Origin of the sequence: Vibrio sp. V33_P6A3T137 (assembly GCF_009904835.1) — a bacterium.
Taxonomy (GTDB): Bacteria; Pseudomonadota; Gammaproteobacteria; order Enterobacterales; family Vibrionaceae; genus Vibrio; species Vibrio metschnikovii.
This window is the reverse complement of the sequence record NZ_WXWK01000030.1, coordinates 1-26,224: the sequence shown is the minus strand read 5'-3', so window position 1 is coordinate 26,224 and position 26,224 is coordinate 1. Positions and strand designations below refer to the sequence as shown.

Genomic DNA, 26,224 nt, shown 5'->3' with positions numbered 1-26,224 from the left:
CATTAGCGCTCCTGCCTATGGTTGTTATTTGACCTGATGTAAACTATTTAATTTAATTGTCATTGACAGTTGATGTCGCTTAAGTAGACTACAGCGCATAAATGTCACCAAGCAAGGCACATTGCTAAGGATTACTCGTGGAAGTACGTCACAACTGGACAAGGGCGGAAGTTACGGCGCTGCTTGAACAACCGTTTATGGATTTGTTATTTACTGCGCAGCAAGTACATCGTCAGTTTCATCCGCATAACCATGTTCAGGTCAGTACCTTATTGTCGATCAAAACTGGGGCTTGTCCGGAAGATTGCAAATATTGTCCACAAAGTGCTCATTATCGGACTGATGTTGATAAAGAGCGACTTATGGAAGTAGAGCGTGTTTTAGACGCGGCGGAAAAAGCCAAGCAATCGGGATCGACACGATTTTGCATGGGAGCAGCATGGAAAAATCCCAAAGCGCGCGATATGCCATTGTTGAAAGCGATGATTGCTGGTGTCAAAGAAAAAGGGCTAGAAACCTGTATGACGTTAGGCATGCTCAGTGCAGAGCAAGCGTATGAGCTAGCGCAAGCGGGATTAGATTATTACAACCATAATCTTGATACCTCTCCTGAATTTTACGGCAATATTATTACCACGCGAACCTACCAAGACCGTTTAGATACCCTGTCTCATGTCCGTGATTCCGGAATGAAAATTTGTTCTGGCGGGATCATCGGCATGGGAGAAAGTGTTGATGATCGTGCTGGCCTGCTCGTTGAGTTGGCGAACCTACCGACTCAACCTGAAAGTGTGCCGATTAATATGCTGGTTAAAGTTCAAGGAACACCACTCGCGAGTGCAGAAGAGGTTGAGCCTTTTGATTTTATAAGGTTAATTGCGGTTGCACGGATCATGATGCCAAAATCTGCGGTGCGTTTATCCGCAGGGAGAGAGAAGATGAACGAACAGATGCAGGCACTGTGTTTTATGGCTGGTGCCAACTCAATCTTCTATGGTTGCAAATTATTAACTACGCCAAATCCTGCTGAAGACAGTGATCTGCAGCTGTTTAATAAGTTAGGTATTAACCGTCAACAAGCGATTCAAAAACCGGATCAAGTGACAGAAAACGATCTGCTCGATCAAGTGATTGAACGTGTTGCATCAAGACCAAGTAATACGGATCTGTTTTACGATGCTAGCCTTTGAGCAACGGATTGAGTATGCGCTGAATGAGCGAAACCAACGAGGCTTAACCCGCCAATTGTCAGCAGTTCAAACCACAGATTCAGCGCAATTAGTTCACGCAGGGCGAAAGTATGATCATTTTGCGAGTAATGATTATTTAGGATTAGCGAGAGACCGCTCATTAGTTGAAGCGTGGCAGCAAGGCTTAGCTCACTTTGGTGCTGGCAGCGGCGCTTCACCATTAGTGAGTGGTTTTTCACCCGCGCATCAGCGGCTTGAAGCCTTGCTTTGCGAGTGGTTAGGGTATCCTCGAGCTATTTTATTTAGCTCTGGCTTTAGCGCCAATCAAGCCCTGTTGTTCACCTTGTTAGAGGAGGGGGACCTGCTCTTACAAGATAAGCTTAATCATGCCTCGTTGATTGAAGCTGGTCTATTATCTTCAGCTCAATTACGGCGCTTTCAGCACAATAATCTTGAACACCTTAAGCAATTGTTAACCGCCCATTCATCCCAGCACGCGTTGGTAGTCACTGAGGGGGTATTCAGTATGGATGGTGATAGGGCGCCTTTATCATCAATCCAGCAGCAGATTGATCAACGAGCATGGCTGATGGTTGATGATGCACACGGTATTGGTGTTTTGGGGGAGCAAGGGCGAGGAAGCTGCGCGCAAGCAGGAATTCAACCCGATATTTTGGTCGTCACCTTTGGTAAAGCGCTTGGTTTATCGGGAGCAGCAATCTTATGTAGTGAGGCTTTGGGAGATTATTTAACCCAATTTGCTCGTCATCATGTCTATTCAACGGCGATGCCGCCAGCACAAGCTTATGCTCTCTGCCATTCTATCCAAATGGTGCAACAACAATCGTGGCGCAGAGAGAAGTTGCAAGAACTTTCTATGGTCTATGACCAAATGCTTACTGGTGTGCCTGGCTTTGTTTCCACTTCAACTCCCATCAAACCATTTATCCTTGGAAGCAACCAGCGTGCCATCACTATTGCTGACCGACTGCGTGATGGTGGCATTTGGGTGGGTGCAATTCGCCCCCCCACGGTCCTGACCAATCAAGCAAGACTGCGAATTACGTTAACGGCCAATCACACCAATCAACAAGTCACAAAGCTGGCGGATGCTTTAATGATGGCGATGGAGGGGCAATTATGAACCTCGCGGTTGGGGTAGAGCACGCTGAGCAAGGGGCAACGAAAAAAGCCATTGCTCAAGCCTTCAGCAAAGCGGCATCTCGTTACGATCAACATGCGGCTTTTCAACGTGATGTCGGGCAACGGTTATTGGACACTTTGCCCAAACAACTGGTGGATTGGCAGGTACTGGATTTGGGATGTGGTACGGGTTATTTCGCTCAGCAACTGCGATCACGGGGTGCGACCGTCGTCTGTGCGGATCTTTCATCAGCAATGTTGTATCAGGCTAAACAGCGTTGTGGTCATTATCGAATGCATTATGTCCAACTTGACGCTGAAGCTCTCCCTTTCAAAGCTGCGCACTTTGATCTGGTGTTTTCGAGTTTAGCCTTACAGTGGTGTGAGGATTTAGTCGTTCCGCTGCAAGAAATTCATCGCATTCTCAAACCTCAAGGACAAGCAAGATTTTCCACTTTATTGTTTGGATCATTAACCGAGTTAGCACAAGCGTGGCAGAAGGTTGATGTACATCAACACGTTAAACGCTTTGCGGATGTGAATAAGATAAACCTTGCGTTAGCGCAATCTGACTTTGCGCAATATCACTTAGACTTACCCGCAATAACCGTGTGGTATGAGAGCGCTTATAAATTAATGCGCGATCTGAAAGGTATTGGGGCCACCCATATCCATGGCCGATCTCAAGGGCTAACGGGCCGCCACACTCTTGCTCAGGTAGAGCAGGCCTATCAGCAGTTTGCTGGTCAGCAAGGCCTCCTACCTGCAACGTATCAAGTTTGTTTAGGGGTGTTACATCGATGATTAACGCAATATTTATTGCCGGTACGGATACCGATGTGGGTAAGACCGTGGCTTCAAAAGCGATTTTGCAGGCATTGGCCGCTCGTGGTTTTTCTACTATAGGTTATAAACCAGTAGCGGCTGGATGTGAGCAAACGGCAGAAGGAATGCGTAACGGCGACGCTTTACATTTGTTGCAAGCAGCAACCGTCAAAATGCCGTATGAAGATATTAATCCGTATCCGTTAGCCTTGCCGGCTTCGCCTCATATTGCCGCCAAACATGAGCAGGTAAATATAGATACTAGTGTGCTGAGTGAAAAACTCGCGAAGTTACAATCTCATGCTGATGTTGTATTGGTTGAAGGCGCAGGTGGTTGGCGGGTACCAATATCGGATAGTGAGGGTTTATCTCGCTGGGTGCAGCAAGAACAATTAGCAGTGATTTTAGTTGTTGGTATTAAACTGGGTTGTTTAAGCCATGCTTTACTAACGGCAGAAAGCATTCATGCTGATGGATTAAAGATTGTTGGCTGGGTAGCGAATCGAGTCAATCCTGGAACCGAGCACTATGCAGATATTATTCAATTACTAGAACATCGGATTGATGCGCCAAAGTTAGGTGAGATTCCCTACATGCCAAGTATTAAGTGCCGAGATTTGGGTAAGTATATTGATTTATCCCCATTATTGATTGAGCAGCAAGAAGTGCTGACTTGTTAGAGAAACAAGGTCTACCGGAATGGTTAGACCTTGTTCATTTGAGTTTGCCCGCGACTGAATTCTCATCGATAGGAAAGCCGAATTTAGCGTTTATTTGCAGCTACTTTTTGTCATCGATTGGTCAACCATGGTTTGTCCTCGTGGGTTGCGTACCAAGAAACGATAACTAATGCCGACATCAAGATTGGCACGAATATCAGGTGTCGAGCAAAAACGTTGTAAACTGGATTGCATCACTTGATCAATTGGGGTCGCACCTTGTTGGTCGTTGTTATAAATCATCATCATTTCAATCATTGTCCCCTTGGCGCTGGCACGCATGATAGTCAAAGGGCCTTGTTCAATCGGGAGTTCAGCGTTTAATACGCTGGCGCGATTAGCGGCAAGCAGTTCTAGGTGTTTTTGTTGATCGGCGGTTGAACTACAGCCAGCCAATAATAGCATCGTCAGTCCTACGCAGGACAATAGTAACTTATTCATAATTAAAACACTTTTTTGAATGGTTTGACGATCACCTGGGCATAAACGCCAGCCGTGACATAAGGGTCGTTGTCAGCCCATTGCTGGGCGGCTTGTAGAGATTCAAATTCAGCAATCACTGTTGAGCCAGTAAATCCAGCGTCACCTGGATTCTCTGCATCAATAGCAGGCATTGGTCCCGCAGTAAGCAAGCGACCTTCATCACGTAATGCTTGTAAGCGTGCTAAATGAGCAGGACGAGCACTAAGGCGTTGTGTTAGAGAATTCGGTACATCCTGAGCAAAGATCACATACCACATATTGATATCCTTATTGGTGTTTAAAAGTAGATTATCTGTCTACCTATAACTTTCGGTTTAGTCAGTATGGTTGATGTTAATGTACTGAAAGTAAAGCGATTTTAAAATGCCTATTGACGATTAATATTATTAATCCTTCGTTATGTGATCAAGCGCCTCTCTGCTTTATCACTCGAGGCCGCCCATCTGCATCAATCGCGACATAATTAAACGTGGCTTCACACACTTGAAAGCGATCAAGTACCCCATCTTCCTTGATTGGCTTGACCCACACTTCAAGATTAATCGACATCGAGGTTCGGCCGATTTTGGTGCATTCACCATAACAGCACACCACATCACCGACTTTGACTGGTTTTTTAAAGGTAATACTAGAAACAGAGACAGTAACAATACGTCCGCTGGAAATTTCTTTAGCGAGAATACCACCAGCGAGATCGAGTTGCGACATAATCCAGCCACCAAAGATATCACCATTGGCATTGGTATCGGCTGGCATCGCTAACGTTCTCAATAATAGTTGGCCTTTAGGAGAGTGTGCATCCTGATTCATTTTCGACATCCACAATAAACAAAACAGCGACCCACAAGGGTCGCTGAAAAAGAACTGAGATTATACCCTTAAAATAGGATTAAGCTCAAAAGTGTTATGAGTATCGGGCTGCCTCCCGTTACTGCTCCGTGTCTTTTTGCTCTTTTGGCAGGTGTTTATAGATATAAAATCCGGTCAGTAAAGTATAGATAAACGTTGCGGCAAGTAAGCCAAAAACCTTGAAATTAACCCATACTTCTAACGAGAGCTGAAAGGCAATGTAAGTATTGAGAAGCGCACAGACAGCAAAAAACATCACCCATGCCCAAGTGATTTTGGCCCAAATATCATTCGGTAGTGAAATTTCTTTGCCAAGCATACCTTTAATCGCTGATTTACCCAGTTTATGGCTGACAGCAAGTCCGATAGCAAACACCAGATAGACAATAGTCACCTTCCATTTTATAAAGTTATCATTATGTAAGAAGATGGTCATGCCGCCAAAAATAGCCACAAGAGCAAAAGTGATCAGCTGAATCTTTTCGACTTTTTTGACTAAAAAGTAAGTGATCACCACTTGCAGTGCGGTTGCGGCGATCAGCGCGCCAGTCGCAATATAGATATCGTAAAGCTTAAATAGTACGAAGAAAATAATCAGCGGAATAAAGTCGAGCAGTTGTTTCATTATCAGATGAGGCCCAAAAGGAGACGATGGCGACAGTCTAGCGAAATAATCACTAAATCAAAACAGATAATCGCTCACCGTGGTGTTGGCTTACCCCAATCATATCGTTTATTTATATGATTGGGGATTCACTTCGTTACTGCCTAATTATAATTCCACGTTGTTTGAGTATAGAAGCAACCATGATTATTTAATTCGGCTTTGTTGCAATTCACTTACTCTGGCTTGGCTAGAGACAATGTGTGGCGTTGATACTGGAAGCGCCTTGATTAACATAGAAAACCCCAAGATGGCTGAAGCGGTCGAGCCCATCAAAATACCGATTTTGGCGTAATCGACCATCACACTTTGCTCAGCGGTAAACGCGAGAGTGGAAATGAAAATAGACATAGTAAAACCAATCCCACACAGTACCGCTACCGATAGAATCATGCGTAGGTTGACAGTAGGGGGCAGTTGAGCGACGCCAAGCTTAATCGCTAACCAACTGAATAAGAAGACACCGATAGGTTTACCGACAAATAATCCTAGCGCAATACCGAGCGGTAAGTGAGCATTACTACTGACGATATTAATCGACGAAAACGTGACGCCAGAGTTAGCAAAGGCAAACAGCGGTAAGATTAAAAACGCGACATAAGGGTTCAATAAATGCTCAACCCGTTTCGCCGGGCTCTTTCCTGCTCGGCAAGTCAGTGGAATTAAGAAACCAGCGATAACGCCTGCGAGCGTAGCGTGAATTCCTGAGTGGTAGACGGTAAACCAAAGTACAAGGAATAATACAAAATACAGCGCGAGAGAGGAAAATTGCTTCTTGCCACAAAAGAATAAAAACAAACTGATGGTCAAGACAAACAGCAGCATCATGCCTGAAGGCTCACTGTTATAGAATAGAGCAATAATAAAAATCACGCCTAAGTCATCAATAATGGCCAAAGCCAACAAGAAGACTTTCAATTCAACGGGCACTCGTTTACCGAGTAAGCTTAAAATCGCTAAAGCAAAAGCAATATCTGTCGCCGCTGGAGCTGCCCAACCATTGATGGCAATCGGATCTTGATAATTAAAAAACAAGAAGATAGCGATAGGGAATAGCATGCCACCTAAGGCAGCCATCGCCGGTAACATGGCTTTTGAACGACTATTTAACGATCCCTCAATCAACTCACGTTTTACTTCTAAGCCAATCATTAAAAAGAATAAAGCCATTAAGCCATCATTGATCCAATGACTGACGCTGATCCCAAAAACATAAAAGTTTAAAAATTGTTGATAAGAGTGTTGTAGTGGTGAGTTAGCGATGGCAAGTGCGGTGATGGCGGCAAGCAGCAGTAATACACCGCTCGCAGGATCACTGGTGAGAAAATATTTAATCCTTTTATACATTGTCATTCTTCCATTGTTATTTTTTTAGTATTGCTATAGCCGATAGTTTCAATCTAGTCGTGTAATGAAACGTTAAGTCTTCTATCAACATTGGTCTTGGGCATTGTCAGAGTAAAACTCAACATCTGAGCCTATGATAGTTGACTGTGAAAATATTCGTATCGTTTATATCGATTAAATCTTGTTTAACAATCGGGATTTCCGAATTGGAGCGTAAATTGAAGGGTGAAAAGTAAATACTTGGAGTCAGTTCACATTTGTCACCAGAAGAGGAAGTGAGAGGAAAATAGACTGGGTTTGTAGATAAAAGGAAGCGAAAAAATAGGCGACCATAAGGCCGCCTCAGTGAAACGCTAAGTACTTAGCGGATAATTAGCTATCGCGTTGAGTGGCGTTTTTCATTGCCGAAATAAAAGTTTTCAGTTCATCCAGCATCACTTCGGGTTCGGCAAGATGTTGCTCGATAATTTTTACTACCGCCGAGCCAGAAATCGCTCCAGCAGCGCCAGCCTCAATGGCCTGTTTGACTTGTTCTGGCTCTGAAATGCCAAAACCGAGTAACGCTGGAGGCGCTGAAAATTGGTTAAGGCGATCGAGTAAGGCGTGAACGGGCATATTGGCTTTGGTTTCTGCGCCCGTTACCCCTGAGCGAGATAAAAGGTAGGTATAGCCGCTACCTAGCTCTGCAACCGATTGTAAGGTCTCATCACTGGCGGTAGGTGGCGCAATAAAAATTGGATGAATGGCGTATTTTTTCGCTGCGGTGACAAACTCAGCGCTTTCATTGGTGGGAACGTCAGCGATTAACACTGAATCAACGCCCGCTTGTTGGCAGCGTTGATAAAAATTATCGATGCCGCGAGCGTAGACTAAGTTGGCATACATTAATAAACCAATGGGTAAATCAGGATATTGTGCTCGAATGGTGCTGATCAGCTCAAAGCATTGATCGGGTGTGGTGCCGGATGCTAACGCGCGAATATTCGCCCCTTGAATAGTCGGGCCATCCGCCAAGGGATCTGAAAATGGCATACCCAGCTCTAGTGCATCGGCTCCGGCTTCAACCAGGGTTTGCATAATACGTAGCGACTGCTGGGGGTTAGGGTCGCCAATGGTGACAAACGGAACAAAAGCGCCTTGGTTCTGTGCTGCCAAACGTTGGAATAAATGTTGATAACGATCCATTATAGTGCGCCTCGTTCTTCTAATAATTGATGGACGGTGAAGATATCTTTATCACCACGACCAGATAAATTGACGACCAGTAACTGCTCTTTATCGGGCTCGGCATACGCCATTTTTACCGCATAAGCGAGCGCGTGTGAGGATTCCAAAGCCGCGATGATGCCTTCATTACGCGCGATAGATTGAAACGCCTCTAACGCCTCATCATCGGTAATGCTTTCATATTCTGCGCGGCCAATGGCATTAAGGTGCGCGTGCTGCGGGCCAACGGATGGAAAATCCAACCCAGCAGAAACCGAATAGGACTCTTCGACTTGGCCATACGAATCTTGCATCAGTGGCGCTTTCATACCAAAAAAGATCCCCGTTTTACCGTGTTTGAGTGGCGCGCCGTGTTGATGGGTATCAATGCCTTTTCCTGCTGGCTCAATACCAATCAAACGTACGTTAGGTTCATCAATAAAATCGGCGAACATACCAATCGCGTTAGAGCCGCCGCCGATACAGGCTAATACGGCATCAGGTAAGCGTCCTTCACGAGCCAAAATTTGCAGCTTAGTTTCTTCACCAATAATGCGTTGAAACTCACGCACTATGGTCGGGAAAGGGTGTGGGCCTGCCGCGGTACCGAGTAAGTAGTGAGTGGTTTCATAAGTGGCAGACCAATCACGCAGCGCCTCATTACAGGCATCTTTTAAGGTTGCCGAACCAGAATGAACGGGGATAACTTCTGCGCCCATCAGTTTCATACGAAAGACGTTCGGGCTTTGGCGCTCAACGTCCTTAGCGCCCATGTAAACGCGGCACTTCAGTCCAAGTAGCGCGCAAGCGAGCGCGGTGGCTACCCCGTGTTGCCCGGCGCCGGTTTCGGCAATGATTTCATGTTTGCCCATCCGTTTTGCTAGCAAGGCTTGGCCTAGAACTTGGTTGGTTTTGTGCGCGCCGCCGTGTAATAAATCTTCTCGTTTTAGGTATAGCTTGGTTTTGGTGCCCTTGGTGAGGTTGCGGGTTAGGGTTAGAGCAGTTGGGCGACCGGCATACTCTTGCAACAAGGTCATAAATTCAGCGCGAAAGTCAGGGTCTTCCTGCGCATCAATAAACGCTTGCTCTAACTGATCCAGCGCAGGGACTAAAATTTGTGGCACATATTGACCACCGTATTCGCCAAAATAGGCATTAAGCTTTGCCATGATTCGTATCCTTTGTCTTGTCATTGGTTGCGCATGATCCTCTTGCCATTGGCGTCGTTTGCCACCCTAGTGGGTGGTTTGGACTGTTGGGCATGCGCAAATCGGTGATTAATAATGCCTAATGGCACGAAATGCTGAATTCAGTTTCTGTTGATCTTTTTTACCAGGTTGACTTTCTACTCCTGAATTGAGATCTAATCCCAAACAGCCAAGGCTTGCCGCCTGCTGAGCGTTGTCTGGGTTTATTCCTCCAGCGAGCATCACGTTATTGACCTCATCGAGCAGTTGCCAGTTAAAAGCTTGTCCTGTGCCACCCGATTGAGCGCCGACTTGGCTATCAAACAGATGACGATCAATATGCCGTTGCAGAGTTTTTGGCTTGCTATCACTCACGCCATAGGCTTTCCAGATCTCAATCTCATTGGCTAATTGCATTCTTAATTGATCAACATAAGCTTGGTCTTCATCACCATGCAACTGTACTGCTTTGAGCGATAGCTGCTGCGCGATATCGACCACCTCTTGCAGTGAATGATTTTGAAATACCCCCACGTAATGCAGAGGTGCGCCACTCATGACGAGTCGAGCCTGTGCAATATCCACATAACGTGGTGACTTAGACACAAAAATTAACCCGCCAAATACGGCTCCGGCTTGATAAGCTTTGGCGGCATCATCGGCATGGGTTAAGCCACAGACTTTATTTTCACCGAGGATAATTTTGCGCACCGCCAGTTCAAGATTTTGCTCGGCCATCAGTGAACTGCCGATTAAAAAGCCGCTGGCATAATGGGCCAGATCACGCACTTGTTGATGGTGATAAATGCCCGATTCTGAAATGATGATGGTGCCTTTGGGTAATAAGGGAGCTAACTGTTTAGTGCGATTGAGATCAGTCGAGAGATCGCGCAAGTTACGGTTATTAATGCCAATCACCTTGGCTTCTAGGGTGATGGCGCGCTGTAATTCCGCATGGTCACTGACTTCGGTTAATACGCCCATGCCCAGTTGGTGAGCAATCGCGGCTAAGTGTTGATACTGCTGATCATCGAGTACCGATAGCATCAATAAAATCCCATCAGCGCCATAATGACGAGCCAAATACACTTGATAAGCATCAACCATAAAATCTTTACACAGGATTGGCTGACTCACTTGCCCTCGGATCCGTGGCAGAAACTCGACATTGCCTTGGAAATATTTTTCATCGGTTAAGACGGAAATGACATCTGCATATTGATGGTAAACTGAGGCAATATAATCCAAATCAAAATCTTCGCGAATCAATCCCTTTGAAGGCGAGGCTTTTTTACATTCTAAAATAAAGCGCGTTTTCTCTGGACTGAGGGCATCATAAAATGAGCGATCTGATGGTGTCAGTAAAGCTTGAAAACTAGCCAGCGGCTGCTCGGCTTGACGCTGTGCGACCCAGAGGTACTTATCTTGCACGATTTTAGCTAATACTTCGGCCATCTGAGTATCTTGGATTGAAATATGCTCGGAGAGTTGCTCAGACATAGGATTTAACCTCTTTGTGCTAATTGTTGAACCAGTTGAAACGCTTTACCCGAGTTCATCACGTCGATGGCTAACTGGGCGTTGGCTTTCAGATCGTCACGGCCAAATAGGCGTAGCAGCAGAGCGACATTCACCGCAACAGCAGCCAGTTGGGCATCGCTGCCTTTCCCCGTCAAAAGATGGGTAATGATGGCGCGGTTTTCTGCCGGCTCTCCGCCCTGAATAGCAGAGAGAGGGTAAGAATCGAGGCCAAAATCTTTGGGGGTCAAGGTATATTGAATAATCTCACCATGACGAATTTCTGCAACTAAAGTTTCACCATGGATGGCGACTTCATCCAAGCCGCTACCATGCACCACGGCAGCACGTTGCAGCCCCATTTGTAACATGGTTTGGGCGATTGGCAATACTAGCTCAGGACTGTAAACCCCCATCAGTTGAATCGTTGGCCGAGCCGGATTAATCAAAGGTCCTAAGATATTGAAAATGGTGCGTGTTTTCAGGATTTGACGTACGGGCATCGCATGGCGAACCCCTTGGTGATAGTGGGGAGCGAACAAGAAAGCCACACCTAACTCATCCATGGCTTGACGAGTTTGCTCAGCGCTCATCGCAAGGTTGATGCCAAAAGAGTCCAACAGGTCAGAAGAGCCTGATTTGCTAGAAACGCCACGATTACCGTGCTTGGCGACTTTCACACCGCAGGCGGCGGCGACAAAAGCGGCAGTGGTGGAAATATTAAAGGTGTTTGCACCATCGCCACCGGTGCCGACAATATCCGCAAAGTCGTAGTCTGGACGCGGGAACGGTTCAGCGTTAGCAAGCAAAGCTTGCGCCGCGCCAGCGATTTCATCCGGTGTTTCGCCTTTCATTTTTAATGCGGTTAATACCGCGGCGATTAAAATGGGGTCAAGTTCACCTCGAATGATGAGATCAAATAGCTGCTGACTTTCCAGTTGCGAAAGTGACTGCTGGGCATACAGTTTATCGATGATGTGTTGCATAAAATATCCCTATCAATCTGTGTATAAAATTAGGCGGAGCATCGTGGTTGAGCTTATTCGCTCAGTGCCCAATCAATGGCATTGGCAAGCAATGTGGCGCCATAGGTGGTCATGATCGACTCAGGATGAAACTGAAAACCACAAATTTTGTCTTGTTTATGGACAACAGACATCACCAAACCATCAACTTTTGCTGTAATAGTTAAACAGTCAGGGACTTGAGTCGCGACCAGTGAGTGATAACGCGCAATCGCCATCGGTGAGGGCAACTGGGCATAAATCGCGTGATGCTGATGTTCCATCATTGACACTTTGCCATGTACGATTTCTCCGGCTCCAGCGACGGTGCCGCCATAGGCTTCAACGATGGCCTGATGACCAAGGCATATGCCAATGATCGGCACTTTACCTTTTAAGCGTTGTAGTAGCTCGGGCATACAACCCGCGGCAGATGGCGCACCCGGTCCTGGTGATAAGACCAGCAAAGGATTATCTAGTTGCGTGATGGCGTGTTCAATGGTTTGCGCGGTAATGTGGTTACGATAAATGGTCACTTGATGACCTAAGGTGCGAAATTGATCGACCAAATTGTAGGTAAAGGAGTCAAAGTTATCGACAAACAAAATATTCGCCATGAGGTTACTCCTGATGCGCTGATTGAATCGCCGCGATCACGGCTTGGGCTTTACCGCGTGTTTCATCGGCTTCGGATTGCGGATCAGAGTCATAAACAACACCAGCGCCCGCTTGTACTTGTGCGATGCCATTTTCCACATACGCTGAACGGATCACGATGCAGGTATCTAAATCACCATCCCCCGTTAAATAGCCCACCGCACCGCCATAGCTACCACGTCTGGTTTTTTCTACTTCACGAATAATTTGCATGGCGCGGATCTTCGGTGCCCCCGTTAACGTGCCCATGTTCATACAAGCTTGGTAAGCGTGTAGGGCATCGAGATCGCCCCGCAACTGACCAACAACGCGAGAGACCAAATGCATCACATGGCTATAACGGTCAACTTTGAGTAAATCAGCCACATGGCGGCTACCGGCTTGCGCAATTCGCGCCACATCATTTCTTGCCAGGTCAACCAGCATCATGTGTTCGGCGTTTTCTTTTTTATCACCGCGCAATTCAAGCTCAATACGACTGTCTAAATCATGATCAAGGGATCCATCAGCGCGTTTACCGCGGCGGCGGGTACCGGCGATCGGATAAATCTCGACTTGATTGCTGTCGGTTGCGTATTTCAAGGCGCTTTCTGGCGAAGCCCCAAACAGAGTGAAACGGGTGTCCTGCATGTAAAACATGTATGGGCTTGGGTTGCTGTCTTTGAGTTTTTTATACGCAGCCAATGGAGACGGGCAAGGCAGCATAAAACGGCGAGAGGGGACAACTTGGAAAATATCGCCTTTCACGACCAAGGTTTTTAGGTGCTTGACCGTTTCACAGAATACCGGATCGGAAAGATTGGTGGTCACGCTGAGATCAGCGACTTTTTGTGCTGTAGGCAGTGGTTTTGACTCTGCACTAAGAGTGGTAATGGTTTGTAAGCGAGCGGCTAACACTTGGCGTTGCTCTTGATTGGCGCTAAACAGCGTCGCTTGTAGGCGGCAGTGTGCGTTTTTATGGTCAATGACCATTAAAGTTTCAGCGACATAAAACACATAATCTGGACACTGGTCGATGGCCTCTGCATTGCCTAAAGGTTCAAAATTAGCCACTAGGTCATAAGCAAATAAACCGCCGAGAAAAATCGCATACTTCTCTTGGTTGCTTAGATCAAAGCTGTGCTGCACTAAACGCAGCGCATCAAATACACTGGCTTCTTGCAAGCGTGAATCTTCATCTAGCTGATCACTGAGTGGAGCGAAGTTGAGGGTTAACGTATCATGATCGAGCTGGTGGTTAATATCGGTAGCAATATTATGTTTAAGTAACTCAACCAACTGCTGTCCATTATCGGTGAGGGCGTGAAAAGTGACGCGATGACCGACGCAAGTAATGCGCACCGCGGCATCAATCAGCAACAGGCTTTTGACATCTTGTTTTGACTCAATATCCGCGGATTCCAGTAATAAACAGTCGGTTTTATCGGCACACAAGGCATGGAAGACACGCGTCGGATCCGGTGTATAAGGTAGCGTTGTGTGAAGAACCTCAAGCTGCCCTTGTTGTTTGATATCAATAGCTTTGTTCATAAAGCTTCCTTGATGAATGGTTTTCTTGCTACTTTGCATACTCGCATAATCCTGTGTTTGACCCAATCGTCTTGTGATGTATTTCTAAGCGGTTATCCCTTTTTATTGAAAGTGGTCACTCCAAGTCGTTTAGGGAGAATAAAAGTCAGCGATCTGAGTCAATAAAAAAGCCCGCTCAGTATCAGCGGGCTTTTGGTTGCGTATTCGATTTAGAAATACACCGTTGCCCACCAAGAACTTGTCCAAGTGCGCCACCAAGTGAGTTCAGCAGAAGCTGCACTAAAATTGTGATTATGGTTTTGGTTAAATTCTTGTAACATAGGAAGCCTTAATACGGTGCTTTTGTATTTGCGTACTAGTTAACTAGTTCGAGAGCAGAAAGTCAAGCCTAAATAACAGGCAATAGATATGAAAATAGATCTCCACAGTCATACGACTGCTTCAGACGGTCGATTTAGCCCTGAGCAATTGATCGATCGCGCGTTAGAATTTAATCTCGATGTATTGGCGATTACCGATCACGATACCATTGATGGTTTAGCTCCAGCCCGAGCCTATATTGAAGCTGGTCAGCATCCGATTACGTTAATCAACGGTATTGAGATTTCCACGGTATGGCAGAATAAAGATATTCATATTGTTGGGTTAAATATTGATCCCGATAATATCGCTCTCACTCAATTAATTGCAGAGCAAAAACAGCACCGCGTGGGGCGTGCTGAGCTGATCGCTGAGCGGTTAGCGAAAGTGACGAGAGAAGGGGTATTGGAAGACGTTAAGCGGATCGCTGGTGATGCACCTATCACTCGTGCTCATTTTGCCAAATGGCTGGTTGACCAAGGCTACGTCAAATCCATGCAACAAGTGTTTAAAAAATACTTAACCCGTAATAATCCCGGCTACGTGCCGCCCAACTGGTGCAGTATGAGTGAGGCTATCAGTGCGATTCATGCCGCTGGGGGACAGGCGGTTTTAGCCCATCCAGGGCGATATGACTTGACGGCGAAATGGCTTAAGCGCTTAATTAGCGCATTTGTTGAAGCGGGAGGTGATGCTATGGAAGTGGCACAGCCTCAGCAAGCACCGCAAGAAAAGCGCACCCTTGGTGATTACGCAATACATTTTAATTTACTCGCTTCGCAAGGCAGCGACTTTCATTATCCCTCTCCTTGGATGGAGCTTGGGCGAAATCTTTGGTTGCCAGCAGGCGTTGAAGCGGTTTGGAAAGAGTGGCAGCACCTGCCAAACCAGAGAGTCGTGAGACTCAATGAAGAGGAATAATCATGAGCCAATTTTTTTATGTTCATCCTGAAAACCCACAAGCACGTTTAATTAACCAAGCGGTTGCGATTATTCGTAATGGCGGTGTTGTCGTCTACCCAACGGATTCTGGCTATGCGTTGGGTTGCCAATTAGAAAATAAACAGGCTTTAGAGCGGATTTGTCAAATTCGTCGTTTGGATGATAAACATAATTTCACATTATTATGTCGCGACTTATCGGAGTTATCTTTGTATGCACGAGTCGATAATACCGCGTTTCGTTTGCTCAAAAATAACACACCGGGCCCCTATACCTTTATTTTCAAGGGCACCAAAGAAGTCCCTCGTCGTTTAATGAATGTGAAACGCAAAACCATCGGTATCCGCGTACCAGATAATAAAATTGCTCTCGATTTATTAGAGGCGTTAGGTGAGCCATTAATGTCCACTTCGTTGATTCTTCCTGGCAAAGAAACTACGGAATCGGATCCGGAAGAGATTCGCGATCGCTTAGAGCATCTCGTTGATGTGATTCTCAATGGTGGGTATTTAGGGGAACAACCCACCACTGTGATTGATTTCAGTGAAGATGAAATGGTTGTTGCACGTTTAGGTGCAGGAGACCCAACCCCATTTCAATGATCGCATCAGTCACAAAACGGATGCTTTTTGTTGGATTATTTGCAATAATATTCGACCGCGATTTTAAGATCGCATATTGTCATTCGACGTCTGAGAAGACGACATCATAGGTAGATAAATGAGCGAAAAGTTACAAAAAGTTTTAGCACGTGCTGGTCATGGTTCTCGTCGAGAGCTTGAAGCTCTGATCCGAGCTGGACGTGTAAGTGTTAATGGCAAGGTAGCTATACTCGGTGAGCGTCTAGAAGATGAAACCGCCGTAGTACGTATTGATGGGCATGCCGTTTCTGCTAAAGCGCCAGAAGAAGTGATCTGTCGTGTGCTGGCTTATTATAAGCCGGAAGGTGAGCTGTGTACTCGTCACGATCCTGAAGGTCGTCGCACCGTCTTTGACCGTTTGCCGAAAATTCGCGGGTCACGTTGGATTTCAGTTGGACGTCTTGATGCCAATACTTCCGGTTTGCTATTGTTCACTACCGATGGTGAGCTGGCTAATCGTTTGATGCACCCAAGCCGTCAAGTAGAACGTGAATATTTAGTTCGAGTTTTTGGCGAAATTAACGAAGAAAAAATTCGCAACTTAGTGCGCGGTGTGCAGCTTGAAGACGGCATGGCTCGTTTTGAAGATGTTATGTATGCGGGTGGTGAAGGTATGAATCATACCTTCTATGTAGTGATTAACGAAGGGCGTAATCGCGAAGTTCGCCGTTTGTGGGAGTCACAAGGCACCACAGTAAGTCGTTTGAAGCGCGTGCGTTATGGCGATATTTTCTTAGATAAGAAATTACCGCGTGGGGGATGGGTCGAGCTCGATCTTAAACAAGTTAACTACTTGCGTGATCTCGTTGAACTACGCCCAGAAAAAGAAACCATGCTGGATGAATCGAAAGATAATACATCGCGCAAACGTGAACGTTCACGTAGTCAGAAGATCCGTCGTGCTGTGAAGCGTCATGAAGAGCGAATCACGACCACCACCGCTAAACCGAAAAGCCGAGTGACTAACGGGACAACGACCGGTGGTTCGACAGGCAATGCACCTACACGTGCTCGTCGCAAACCTGGTTCAAGTACTCGTAATAGTGCACAAGAGCAGAGCTCCCGTCAGGGTACCCGCGCTCCGAGCGGTAAAGCTAAAGCGCCACGTCGCCAAGGCTAAGCGCATTTTTTGTTATTGAATAGGTTTATCCATAACAAAAGTAGCACTTGACCTTTGGTTAATGATTGAAAAATCCCGAGCAATGCTCGGGATTTTTATTTGTTAAACAATAAGATTATTGTACCGAGGAGGCTGAACGTTGATGATAGTCAACCGTGATACCGCTATCGTTAATATCGATGACAAACTGAGTAATCACATTACTCGTTGAACCATGCATTAACTCTTCAGGTAACTCTTCGCCACTGAACTCTGCGGCTAATCGCATGGCTTCCATAAAACGTGGCATATTAACATCAAACTGAAACAGACCTTTAGTCGTTAATGGTTGTTTTAAGATAGCTTCTGCGGAGGTTGCTGATTGGGCACCAGAATAAAGAGCAAGGTGTTTATCATTAAGCCGAGCAAATAGTGGTGTTTGCATCCCTGTTTCAGCACTCACTAGTGTCGAGAGATCAATCGGCTCTCCATTGGCCTCAAGTGTCAATTGCGCTAATTCTGGCACGAACATCTGAGCGCTGAGCAAGAGGTTTTCTGGTTGATTAGCTGAAAGAGTGAAGAGAAAATCGAGTTTATCCCATTGTGGTCCAAAAGGATGCTCTGTATCCAAGGTCAGGTCATTCAGCGCAAAATGCATACCTTTGACACTGCTTAGCATACTTGCCCCTAGACTGAGCATTGTCGCCGGGTTTTCATCGCCTAAACTTTGTTGAAAATCTGCCAACAAACCACAAGAGTAGCTTGGTTGACGTAAGTCATTCCAAATGCTACCAACAGAAGTGGCTAATTTTGAAACATCTAAACCCAGACCGATAGAAAAAATACGCTCTGTGGGATCGGTCACTTCAGGTAAAAAGCCACGTATGGCTTTGAGTGCATTAATGATCACTTGGTTATGGCTTTCAATGACCAATTTACCCTTGATCGCCGCTTGTCCATTATGCATGCTATATTCAGCAAGCCCAACGGTGCGTGGCCAGTTACGGGCAATGGCTGCTAACTCTGTTTGACAATTGGGGTGACGAATTTCATCAAGAAATGGTTCAGAGGTCTGTTGTTGTAATACCTCCAGCTGACGAGCAATACGGTTACTGGCTGGTTGGGTGAGACCTTGGATAATGGCTTGATGATCTAAGTAAGCATAGTTGCTGTATTGTTGACCATATTTGGTTTTCAGCTCGCTAAAACGATCGCTTTGCGCAAAAGAGAGTTGTGGTTTTTCAATACCTAAAGCTAATTTAAGCGGGTTTTCTTCACCAAGCATTGGCAGATCAAGCGTAAAGGTCGCGACTTGATTACCTACCGCAATGATCAGACCAATATCTTCATCCTCTTCTTCAGTGAGTCGATAACGGCGATAAGTGACTTCACCGAATTGGCCAGTTTGGTAGGTTGCCCCTGTTTCTTGTTCAACTTGCGAGATGGTTCGCCAAAAAGCGTCGCTGTTTTCGAGCTGAAGCTTATACACAGGAACTAAGCCTAAGGTATACATCACTGGCTTAATGTTATCCGGTGTACCGAGGTAGGTTTTCAGAGTCTGTTTATCAACAGCACTTTGTAAATAACCATCAAGATATTGAATAATAAAGGCTTGCTCTGCGGTGAGATCTCTATCATCAAGATAGTCGTACAAACTCTCTTGAGCATTACCGAAGGCATGTAGATATTGATAATGATCGTAGTTTGCGGTAGCGAAAGAGACAAAAGCCGATTCTGCTGGGATCAGAGTCAGTAAAGGATCGATGTCACTATCGGTTTTTGGATCAAGATGGTAAAAGTAGCCACCCGCCGCTGCCGTGGCAGCAATGGCAGCGGCAAGAATCAGTTTTTTCACGGTCAACTCCGTTGTGTCCCTACGATGAATCGTCAATACACCGAGATTAAAGAGGGCATAGTGATGATTGAAATAAGTCGCCCTACGTTATGTAGGGCGAGAATAAAAACCATATCATATAGTAATAACTATGCTATTCAATACGTTGTTTATTGATTGCTTATAAAGTTTGTTGCAGTTGAAAGTATCGTCCTTGTTGAGCGAGTAGTTGGTCATGATGACCTTGCTCGACGATTTCCCCTTGATCAATCAGGCAAATCGTATCCATCGACTCTAGAGCAACCAAACGGTGAGTGATAAACACCACCGTCTTATCGACAAAATGGGTTTGCAGTAAGGCCATAATTTGTTGCTCAGTTTGCTTATCTAACCCTTCGGTAGGTTCATCAAGCAGCAAAATTTTTCCGTTATGGAGCAGTGCTCTTGCGATACCAATCCGGCGTTTTTCACCTCCGGAAAGTTGACGTCCACCATCGCCAAGCCAAGTATCTAATCCTGGGCCATCCAACAATTTCTCTAGCCCGACTTGATGAAGTAATGGTTCTAATTCACGGTCGGTTACATCAGGCTTAGCCATCAGAAGATTATCACGCAAACTGCCATTTAGAATATCAACCCGTTGACTGACGACACTGATTGCGCGGCGTAAATCGCTCTCTTGCCACTCTTGCAAACGAGTTCCACCAATAGAAATGCAACCTTGTGATGGATCCCAATAACGACACAGCAATTGAATGAGTGTTGATTTCCCCGATCCGGTTTGACCCACAATGGCAACTTTTTTACCAGCAGGAATCGTGAGATCAACCTTATCAACAACGGTTTTTGTACTGTCAGGGTAAGCGAAACTAACCTGATTAAACTCGATATCCAATTGATCAGCATGTTGAGTGGGTGACAGGGGGAAAACCACGTCGGGCTCACTAAGAATGATTTCGTTTAAGCGACGAGCGGAAGTTAAGGTTTGTCCTAAATACTGAAATGCACCGGCAATCGGCATTAATAATTCAAAGCTAGCCATGGTCGCAAAGGCCATTAAGGCAATCATCGGATCGGGTGCTTGACCATTGACGCCATCCGCCGCTAACCAAAGCATGAGTAGCAATGCCCAGCCGTTAGCGAGAAGCAAGAGGGCTTGTGCAAGGCCAGTATAATGGGTATTGACCTTTTGATTGTATAGGAGCTTATCTTGAGCAATAAAAATCGCATTGCGGTAGCGCTGCTCAGCATTAAAAATAACCAGTTCACTATAACCTTGCAGCCAGTCTAGCGTTGCAATACGCATCTGCGCTTTATGTTCCGTTAACGCTTGACCATTACGTTTACCTAGCAGGTAAAACAAAGGCGGCCAGACGAGCAGTAACGTCAGTAAGATAGCCCCTAACGTTAACCCCAAACTCATATCAAACCAACAGAGTAGGGCGGTTAATGCGCCAATCCCAAAAATACCCACGGTTACAGGATTAATGAGTCTTAGATAGACATGATCCATCGCATTGATATCAGCGACTAAGCGATTGAGCAAATCCGCATCACGCAGATTATTGATTCGTCCGGGAATCAAGGGTGCTAATTTAGTAAAAAAGAATACTCGCAGATCGGTCAGCAGTTTAAAGGTGGCATTATGGCTAACCACTCGCTCACCCCAGCGGCCTGCTGTACGCTGCATAGCAAAGCCGCGGACAAAAGCCCCAGGTAGCATATAATTAAACGTTTCTCGGGCAATGGTTAAGCCTGCTACCGCTGCAGCCGATAAAAACCATCCTGACAGTGTTAATAAACCGATTGAGGCACAAACCGTAAAAAAGGCCAGTAACATACCCAGTGATAAGCCAAACCAATGTTTTTTATACAGCTTGAGATAAGGCAATAATTCACGCATCTAAATTCCCCTTATCGGCTTCTTTTCTAGTTTGGTTTGCACTGAGCATGCGAGAAAAGAGTCCTGGTTGCTGACTAAGTTGATGAAAATTACCTTGTTGAACGATCTGTCCCTCTTGCATCACTAAGATTTGATCGACGGAACGTAAAGGTTCAAGTTGATGAGTCACAAATAGCGCCGTTTTATCACTAATTTGTTGTGTTAAACTGCGCATAACCAGTTGCTCACTTTGTGCGTCTAAGCTGGCAGTTGGCTCATCCAAGAGCCAAAATTTGCCGTTCTGTAACATCGCTCTCGCCAGTGCTAGGCGTTGAGCCTGACCGACGGATAAGCCACCAGATCGATCACTGATTGGGTAATCTAATCCATGCGAGTGAACAAATTCGCTAGCAAAAGCCTCATCTAATACTTTTTGTAGCTGTTTATCGTCGATACTTTCTTTACCTAAAGTGACATTGTCACGAATGGTTCCGTGGACTAAAAGCGGGTTTTGTCCAATCCAACTGATTAACGCTCGCCAAGAAGCATGGTCGATTTGACTTAATTCCGTACTATTAATGGTTAAACTGCCTTGATAAGGCATAAAACCAAGCAGGGCATTGACTAGGCTGGTTTTGCCTGCGCCACTTGGTCCGACTAACGCCGTGGTTTGACCATGGGTTAATTGAAAAGAGATCGGACCAACGAGCGTTTTTCCTTCTAGGCTTAACACGGATAAATCTTTGGCAATAATCTCGATAGAAGGGGCATTGGCCATAGAGTGATGGCCTGATTGGACTTGTTCAACATCGATACTTAAGAAATCCACCATACTTTCAGCGGCAGCAATCGCTTGTTGTTTGGCATGATAAAAGGTGCCTAAATCACGTAAAGGCTGATAAAACTCTGGAGCGAGGATCAAAATAAATAATCCTGCAAATAAGGTCACGCCAGTACCGTAATATCCAAAATTGAGTTCACCGATAAAGCTAAAACCAAAGTACACCGCGGTGATGGCAATCGATACCGAGGCAAAGAACTCTAATACTGCGGAGGATAAGAAAGCAATGCGTAAGATATCCATGGTTCGTTTACGAAACACTTCCGAAGCCCCTAGCATTTGATCGGTTTCTGCTTGGGTTCGATCAAATAAACGGATCGTCGTCATGGCCTGTAAACGATCATAAAAATGACCGGATAAACGTTGCAGCGCTTTAAAGTTTTTCTTGCCTGCATCAGCGGCTTTCATGCCCACTAAAGCCATAAATAGCGGAATAAGCGGAGCGGTGATCAAGAAAATTAATCCTGCCGCCCAGTTGACCGGGAATACCACCACTAAAATGATAAAAGGGATCAATACTGCCAGCGCCATTTGTGGTAAATAACGAGCAAAAAAGTCATGCATTTCTTCGACTTGTTCAAGCGTTAAGGTTGCCCATGCTCCGGCAGGTTTACCTTTAATGTAGGCTGGTCCTAAATCACGAAGTTTATTAAAAATCAGTTGCCGAATGTAGGTTCTGATCTCTTGACCAGCACGAAATCCAGCCATTTCTCTCGCCCATGAACAGCCAGCGCGCAGTGCAATGGTCATGGCCAATAAACCGAAATGCGTGACTAAGGCTTGTTTATCTACCTGCTCGATGATTAGCTGGTGAAGAATACTGGCGATCAAGGCGGCTTGCCCGAGCAAGAGCAAGCTCGAAATAACGCCTAACCCAATAGCAAGCATTAACCAACGTTTGGCAAGTTTGCTTTGCTGTTTGAGCCAAAGATTGAGGCTGCGTTGCTTTTTCTTATCCATTTTAAAGGCTTATTGATCATTATTATGAAAGGTAAGTCGGCTAGTATACAAAAGAAAACCCAACGGATATACCGCTGGGTTAGTCAGTTGTCACACAGGAGGCACAATCGATGGTTTTTTATTTGTTATTGAGGCTATCAAGGTAGCGCTCAGCATCGAGTGCGGCCATACAACCTGTACCAGCCGAAGTGATGGCTTGACGGTAATTATGATCCATCACATCTCCCGCAGCGAAAACTCCAGCTACGCTCGTTTGAGTGGCATTCCCTTCTAAGCCAGATTGAACCCAAATATAGCCATCTTTCATATCAAGTTGACCTTGGAAGATGTCGGTATTGGGTTGATGACCGATAGCAATGAAAACTCCCATGACATCGATTTGTTCGGTTTGATCAGATTGTGTGTCTTTTAAACGAACTCCGGTCACGCCCATCTCATCGCCAAGCACTTCATCTAACGTGCGGTTGGTATGTAGAACAATATTACCGTTGTGAACTTTATCCATTAAACGGTCAATAAGAATTTTCTCTGAGCGAAAGGTATCTCGACGATGAATTAAGTGAACTTCAGAGGCGATATTGGCAAGATACAAGGCTTCTTCGACAGCGGTGTTACCGCCACCGACCACCGCGACTTTTTGGTTACGATAGAAAAAACCATCGCAAGTTGCACAAGCAGAAACCCCTCGGCCTTTAAACGCTTCTTCAGAAGGTAGGCCTAAGTATTTTGCGGAAGCACCGGTTGAAATAATCAACGCATCGCAAGTGTACTCTTGGCTATCACCTTTCAAGCGGAAAGGGCGCGTTGAAAAATCGACCTTATTAATATGGTCAAATACAATTTCAGTTTCAAAGCGCTCTGCGTGTTGCTTCATCCGCTCCATTAAATTGGGTCCGGTTAATCCTTCTGGATCGCCTGGCCAGTTTTCAACTTCCGTGGTAGTCGTAAGCTGACCACCTTGTTGCATCCCAGTGACTAACACTGGATTTAGGTTCGCACGCGCTGCGTAAACGGCAGCGGTGTAGCCAGCTGGGCCTGAGCCTAAAATAAGTAGTTTACAATGCTTTACATCGCTCATGATGACTCCGCTGTGAGTTCTAAAAAGTTAATCGATTGTAAGGAATAATGTTCGGGATGAAAAGCCATATATCCCCTTGCTACTTGAAGCCGTGGTGTGAGCTGCCTCCACCACTGGCCACATCAAGTTATTAGAGGCTCGCTAGGGGATGACTAATGAATCGGGTTGATGACCGAGTTTTTTCCATTGGCGATACAACATAAAACCCACCAGTAAGGATAAACAGATATTGGACAGCGGAACCGCGAGCCATACGCCATTTAAACCAAAGAAATGGGGTAAAACCAACAAAAAAGGAATCTGAATCATCATATTACTCATGGTAATAAACGTCGCTTTATTGCCTAATCCTAAGGATTGAAACCACGTTGCGGTTAAAATAAGAAAACCGTCTAAAAACATGGCACATAAAAACAACCGCATTGCCCATGTGGTGGTGGAGAGCAGTGCTTCATCGCCTTGAGCAATAAAAAATTGTGCAAAGAAACTGGGTGACCATTGAATCGCCAGAACTAGGAAAACACCACTGCCTAGGGTAAATGCGCTGGCGATTTTAAACGTTGCTTTGACGCGTTGTTTAAGATTCGCACCGTAGTAAAAACTGGTCAAAGGCTGCATCCCTCCTGCGGTGCCTTCGGCCATCAGATAGTAAAAAGTCAGTAAATAACCAGCAATACTATAAGCAGCAACATGGATGGCTTGACCATGTTTGAGCAGCAGCATGTTGTGCAGCACAATAGAAAAACTGATATATAGGTACATCAGCATACTCGACAAGCCGGTTTTTAGAATGTCGAACACGGCTTTGCTTTGCCAGTGAAAAGCTTGTTTTGAGATAGGCAGTTGGCTGCGACGGCTCAGTAAATAGTTTAAACAGATGGCGACGGAGATCAGCTCCCCCAGTAGAGTAGCAATAGCTGCCCCTTGCAATCCAAAACGGAAATAACCAATAAATAGGGCGTCCAAGGCAATATTACTGATCGCACCAATTCCCATCGCGAGTGTTGCTAAACGTGGTGCTCCGGCGTTACGTACTAACAGTGGTAAGGCAATACTGCCGAGAACAATCGGAGCGCCAGCCATCATCCAATACAGATAATCTGCTCCTTGTAAGTAAGCTCCATCTGTTGCACCTTGAAAATGCAAAAACATTGGACTTAGAAAGTGCAGTGCAATGCCCAGCGGCAAGCCGACAGCGACCAGTAATAGTAGGCCGTGGATCAAATAATTAATTGCAGACGAGGTTTCACCTGCGCCCATTTTTAACGACGTATGAGCCCCTGCACCCATGCCAATCATCATACCAAAGGCGAGTAATACGCCGACAAATGGCCACGCTAAGCTAATTGCGGCTAATCCATCGGCCCCGATAAAGTGGCCAACAAAAATACCATCGACAATTTGATAGGTACCACTGACCATCAATGCGGCAATCGATGGCAAGGTGTAGTGCCAAAACGCTTTACCGACGGAAGTACGCTGTAAATTTATCATGTTGTTTCTCAATTAATAAGGACGAGAGGTGAGCTGAGGCGGCTCCATGCCCCCAAGATCTAAATCACGACAAGCTTTCATTAACAACTGTTCTAATTGTCTCAACTCATCGCTGGTTAATGTCTGTTGAAAGTGCACAATGGCGGAGTGATACACCTCTGCTTCATATTCTTGCATGGCCAACATTTTTTCACTCGGCAACAGACGCTGTGCTCGCGCATCCTCCAGGCAAGGTTCACGAATGATATAACCTTGTTTTTGCAGCTTATTGACCATGGCACTCGCTGAAGCTTTGCTCACCTTCATCTGGTCAGCCAATTCGGTTAAACGAATGCCCTGTTCCGCATAGGCAAGTAAGGTATAGATATACTGCAATTCACTATTGGTTAACTCTAAATGACCATTATGTTTTGCTTGTTCACGCCAATGATGCCATAAGTGCCACTCTAAGCGCTGTAGGCTATGCCTTAAGTCCATAATTTACTCTTGCGTTTATCTTTTTAGTTAGTCTAACTAACAATTTCTGTGGTAACAAGAAAATCATTATTCAATCCATGTAACGACAGGCGAGTCGAATGGAATGAATGGTTAGATTACGCTTCAATATTCTAAGGCGGTGGTTTGTGTATAACTATTTGTTTTAATTTAAATTTTATTTTTCTTGGTGTGTGAGTCTAAAATTTGGGCTATGCAATGTTAATTTTTGGTTTATTAGTCTAATTTTAATGTTTTCATTAGTTTTTTATTTCTTATTGTTGCTGTCTCTTAGGG

25 protein-coding genes and 1 other annotated feature are annotated in these 26,224 nt (G+C 45.4%); of the genes, 7 read left to right on the top strand and 18 right to left on the bottom strand.

Going from position 1 to position 26,224, the window contains the following annotated elements; all coding sequences use genetic code 11:
- Positions 1–137: 137 nt before the first annotated feature.
- From bioB to bioD, 4 genes are read left to right on the top strand one after another with little or no spacing between them, the layout of a single operon-like run.
- Complete coding sequence (bioB, locus tag CAG60_RS02290; RefSeq protein ID WP_161438182.1) at positions 138–1,190, top strand: biotin synthase BioB; 1,053 nt, start codon at positions 138–140, stop codon at positions 1,188–1,190.
- Positions 1,177–2,334 carry an 8-amino-7-oxononanoate synthase gene (bioF, locus tag CAG60_RS02285; RefSeq protein WP_161438181.1) on the top strand — a complete coding sequence of 386 codons (1,158 nt, stop codon included), beginning with the start codon at positions 1,177–1,179 and terminating at the stop codon, positions 2,332–2,334. The genes bioB and bioF overlap by 14 nt, the downstream gene beginning before the upstream one ends.
- The gene (bioC, locus tag CAG60_RS02280) at positions 2,331–3,137 is read left to right on the top strand and encodes a malonyl-ACP O-methyltransferase BioC (RefSeq protein WP_161438180.1); all 807 of its coding nucleotides are present in this window, start codon (positions 2,331–2,333) and stop codon (positions 3,135–3,137) included. Before bioF ends, bioC begins: the two co-directional genes overlap by 4 nt.
- Entirely contained in the window at positions 3,134–3,838 is a 705-nt protein-coding gene (gene bioD, locus CAG60_RS02275) for a dethiobiotin synthase (RefSeq protein WP_161438179.1), read from the top strand. Before bioC ends, bioD begins: the two co-directional genes overlap by 4 nt.
- Positions 3,839–3,928: 90 nt before the next feature.
- Here the strand turns inward: bioD and CAG60_RS02270 are convergent, their stop codons facing one another.
- The 12 genes from CAG60_RS02270 to CAG60_RS02215 all read right to left on the bottom strand — a co-directional run bounded on the left by CAG60_RS02270 (position 3,929) and on the right by CAG60_RS02215 (position 14,642).
- Positions 3,929–4,318: a GspS/AspS pilotin family protein gene (locus tag CAG60_RS02270; protein ID WP_154168450.1), complete on the bottom strand. Its 390-nt coding sequence runs from the start codon at positions 4,316–4,318 to the stop codon at positions 3,929–3,931.
- A gap of 2 nt (positions 4,319–4,320) precedes the next feature.
- A complete protein-coding gene (locus tag CAG60_RS02265) occupies positions 4,321–4,617 on the bottom strand; it encodes a YciI family protein (RefSeq protein WP_154168448.1) in 297 nt (98 codons plus the stop codon).
- 148 nt (positions 4,618–4,765) lie between these two features.
- Entirely contained in the window at positions 4,766–5,170 is a 405-nt protein-coding gene (yciA, locus tag CAG60_RS02260) for an acyl-CoA thioester hydrolase YciA (RefSeq protein WP_040904380.1), read from the bottom strand.
- A gap of 118 nt (positions 5,171–5,288) precedes the next feature.
- A complete protein-coding gene (locus CAG60_RS02255; protein ID WP_158138305.1) occupies positions 5,289–5,834 on the bottom strand; it encodes a septation protein A in 546 nt (181 codons plus the stop codon).
- A gap of 186 nt (positions 5,835–6,020) precedes the next feature.
- Positions 6,021–7,220, bottom strand: a complete 1,200-nt coding sequence (nhaA, locus tag CAG60_RS02250) for a Na+/H+ antiporter NhaA (RefSeq protein ID WP_158138307.1) — start codon at positions 7,218–7,220, stop codon at positions 6,021–6,023.
- Between the two features lie 372 nt (positions 7,221–7,592).
- Positions 7,593–8,405 carry a tryptophan synthase subunit alpha gene (trpA, locus tag CAG60_RS02245; protein ID WP_161438178.1) on the bottom strand — a complete coding sequence of 271 codons (813 nt, stop codon included), beginning with the start codon at positions 8,403–8,405 and terminating at the stop codon, positions 7,593–7,595.
- Positions 8,405–9,595, bottom strand: coding sequence for a tryptophan synthase subunit beta (gene trpB, locus CAG60_RS02240; RefSeq protein WP_004395467.1), 1,191 nt, complete (start codon positions 9,593–9,595; stop codon positions 8,405–8,407). Before trpB ends, trpA begins: the two co-directional genes overlap by 1 nt.
- A gap of 108 nt (positions 9,596–9,703) precedes the next feature.
- Positions 9,704–11,113 (bottom strand): bifunctional indole-3-glycerol-phosphate synthase TrpC/phosphoribosylanthranilate isomerase TrpF, encoded by a 1,410-nt coding sequence (gene trpCF / locus CAG60_RS02235; protein WP_158138311.1) that lies wholly within the window; start codon positions 11,111–11,113, stop codon positions 9,704–9,706.
- Between the two features lie 5 nt (positions 11,114–11,118).
- A complete protein-coding gene (gene trpD / locus CAG60_RS02230) occupies positions 11,119–12,117 on the bottom strand; it encodes an anthranilate phosphoribosyltransferase (RefSeq protein WP_161438177.1) in 999 nt (332 codons plus the stop codon).
- Between the two features lie 53 nt (positions 12,118–12,170).
- Entirely contained in the window at positions 12,171–12,752 is a 582-nt protein-coding gene (locus tag CAG60_RS02225) for an aminodeoxychorismate/anthranilate synthase component II (protein ID WP_161438176.1), read from the bottom strand.
- Between the two features lie 4 nt (positions 12,753–12,756).
- Entirely contained in the window at positions 12,757–14,322 is a 1,566-nt protein-coding gene (locus CAG60_RS02220; protein ID WP_161438175.1) for an anthranilate synthase component 1, read from the bottom strand.
- Between the two features lie 161 nt (positions 14,323–14,483).
- Positions 14,484–14,585 (bottom strand) — a sequence feature (Trp leader region).
- Entirely contained in the window at positions 14,532–14,642 is a 111-nt protein-coding gene (locus CAG60_RS02215) for a Trp operon leader peptide (protein ID WP_083797757.1), read from the bottom strand. Its footprint overlaps the feature before it by 54 nt.
- Before the next feature lie 88 nt (positions 14,643–14,730).
- On the opposite strand from CAG60_RS02215, the gene rnm reads away from it, so the two are divergent.
- From rnm to rluB, 3 genes are all read left to right on the top strand, one after another.
- Positions 14,731–15,603 (top strand): RNase RNM, encoded by an 873-nt coding sequence (gene rnm, locus CAG60_RS02210; RefSeq protein WP_158143989.1) that lies wholly within the window; start codon positions 14,731–14,733, stop codon positions 15,601–15,603.
- A 2-nt stretch (positions 15,604–15,605) separates the two neighbouring features.
- A complete protein-coding gene (locus tag CAG60_RS02205) occupies positions 15,606–16,226 on the top strand; it encodes an L-threonylcarbamoyladenylate synthase (RefSeq protein WP_004395461.1) in 621 nt (206 codons plus the stop codon).
- 118 nt (positions 16,227–16,344) lie between these two features.
- Positions 16,345–17,385, top strand: a complete 1,041-nt coding sequence (gene rluB / locus CAG60_RS02200) for a 23S rRNA pseudouridine(2605) synthase RluB (protein ID WP_004395460.1) — start codon at positions 16,345–16,347, stop codon at positions 17,383–17,385.
- A 115-nt stretch (positions 17,386–17,500) separates the two neighbouring features.
- Here the strand turns inward: rluB and CAG60_RS02195 are convergent, their stop codons facing one another.
- From CAG60_RS02195 to CAG60_RS02170, 6 genes are all read right to left on the bottom strand, one after another.
- Positions 17,501–19,219: a hypothetical protein gene (locus CAG60_RS02195; RefSeq protein ID WP_161426713.1), complete on the bottom strand. Its 1,719-nt coding sequence runs from the start codon at positions 19,217–19,219 to the stop codon at positions 17,501–17,503.
- Positions 19,220–19,379: 160 nt separating this feature from the next.
- Entirely contained in the window at positions 19,380–21,101 is a 1,722-nt protein-coding gene (gene cydC, locus CAG60_RS02190) for a heme ABC transporter ATP-binding protein/permease CydC (protein WP_158138322.1), read from the bottom strand.
- Entirely contained in the window at positions 21,094–22,881 is a 1,788-nt protein-coding gene (gene cydD / locus CAG60_RS02185) for a heme ABC transporter permease/ATP-binding protein CydD (protein ID WP_161429770.1), read from the bottom strand. The genes cydC and cydD overlap by 8 nt, the downstream gene beginning before the upstream one ends.
- A gap of 118 nt (positions 22,882–22,999) precedes the next feature.
- The gene (trxB, locus tag CAG60_RS02180) at positions 23,000–23,959 is read right to left on the bottom strand and encodes a thioredoxin-disulfide reductase (protein ID WP_161438174.1); all 960 of its coding nucleotides are present in this window, start codon (positions 23,957–23,959) and stop codon (positions 23,000–23,002) included.
- A gap of 141 nt (positions 23,960–24,100) precedes the next feature.
- Positions 24,101–25,453: an MATE family efflux transporter gene (locus CAG60_RS02175; protein WP_161425413.1), complete on the bottom strand. Its 1,353-nt coding sequence runs from the start codon at positions 25,451–25,453 to the stop codon at positions 24,101–24,103.
- A gap of 12 nt (positions 25,454–25,465) precedes the next feature.
- Positions 25,466–25,930 (bottom strand): MarR family winged helix-turn-helix transcriptional regulator, encoded by a 465-nt coding sequence (locus CAG60_RS02170; RefSeq protein ID WP_004395454.1) that lies wholly within the window; start codon positions 25,928–25,930, stop codon positions 25,466–25,468.
- Positions 25,931–26,224 lie beyond the last annotated feature (294 nt).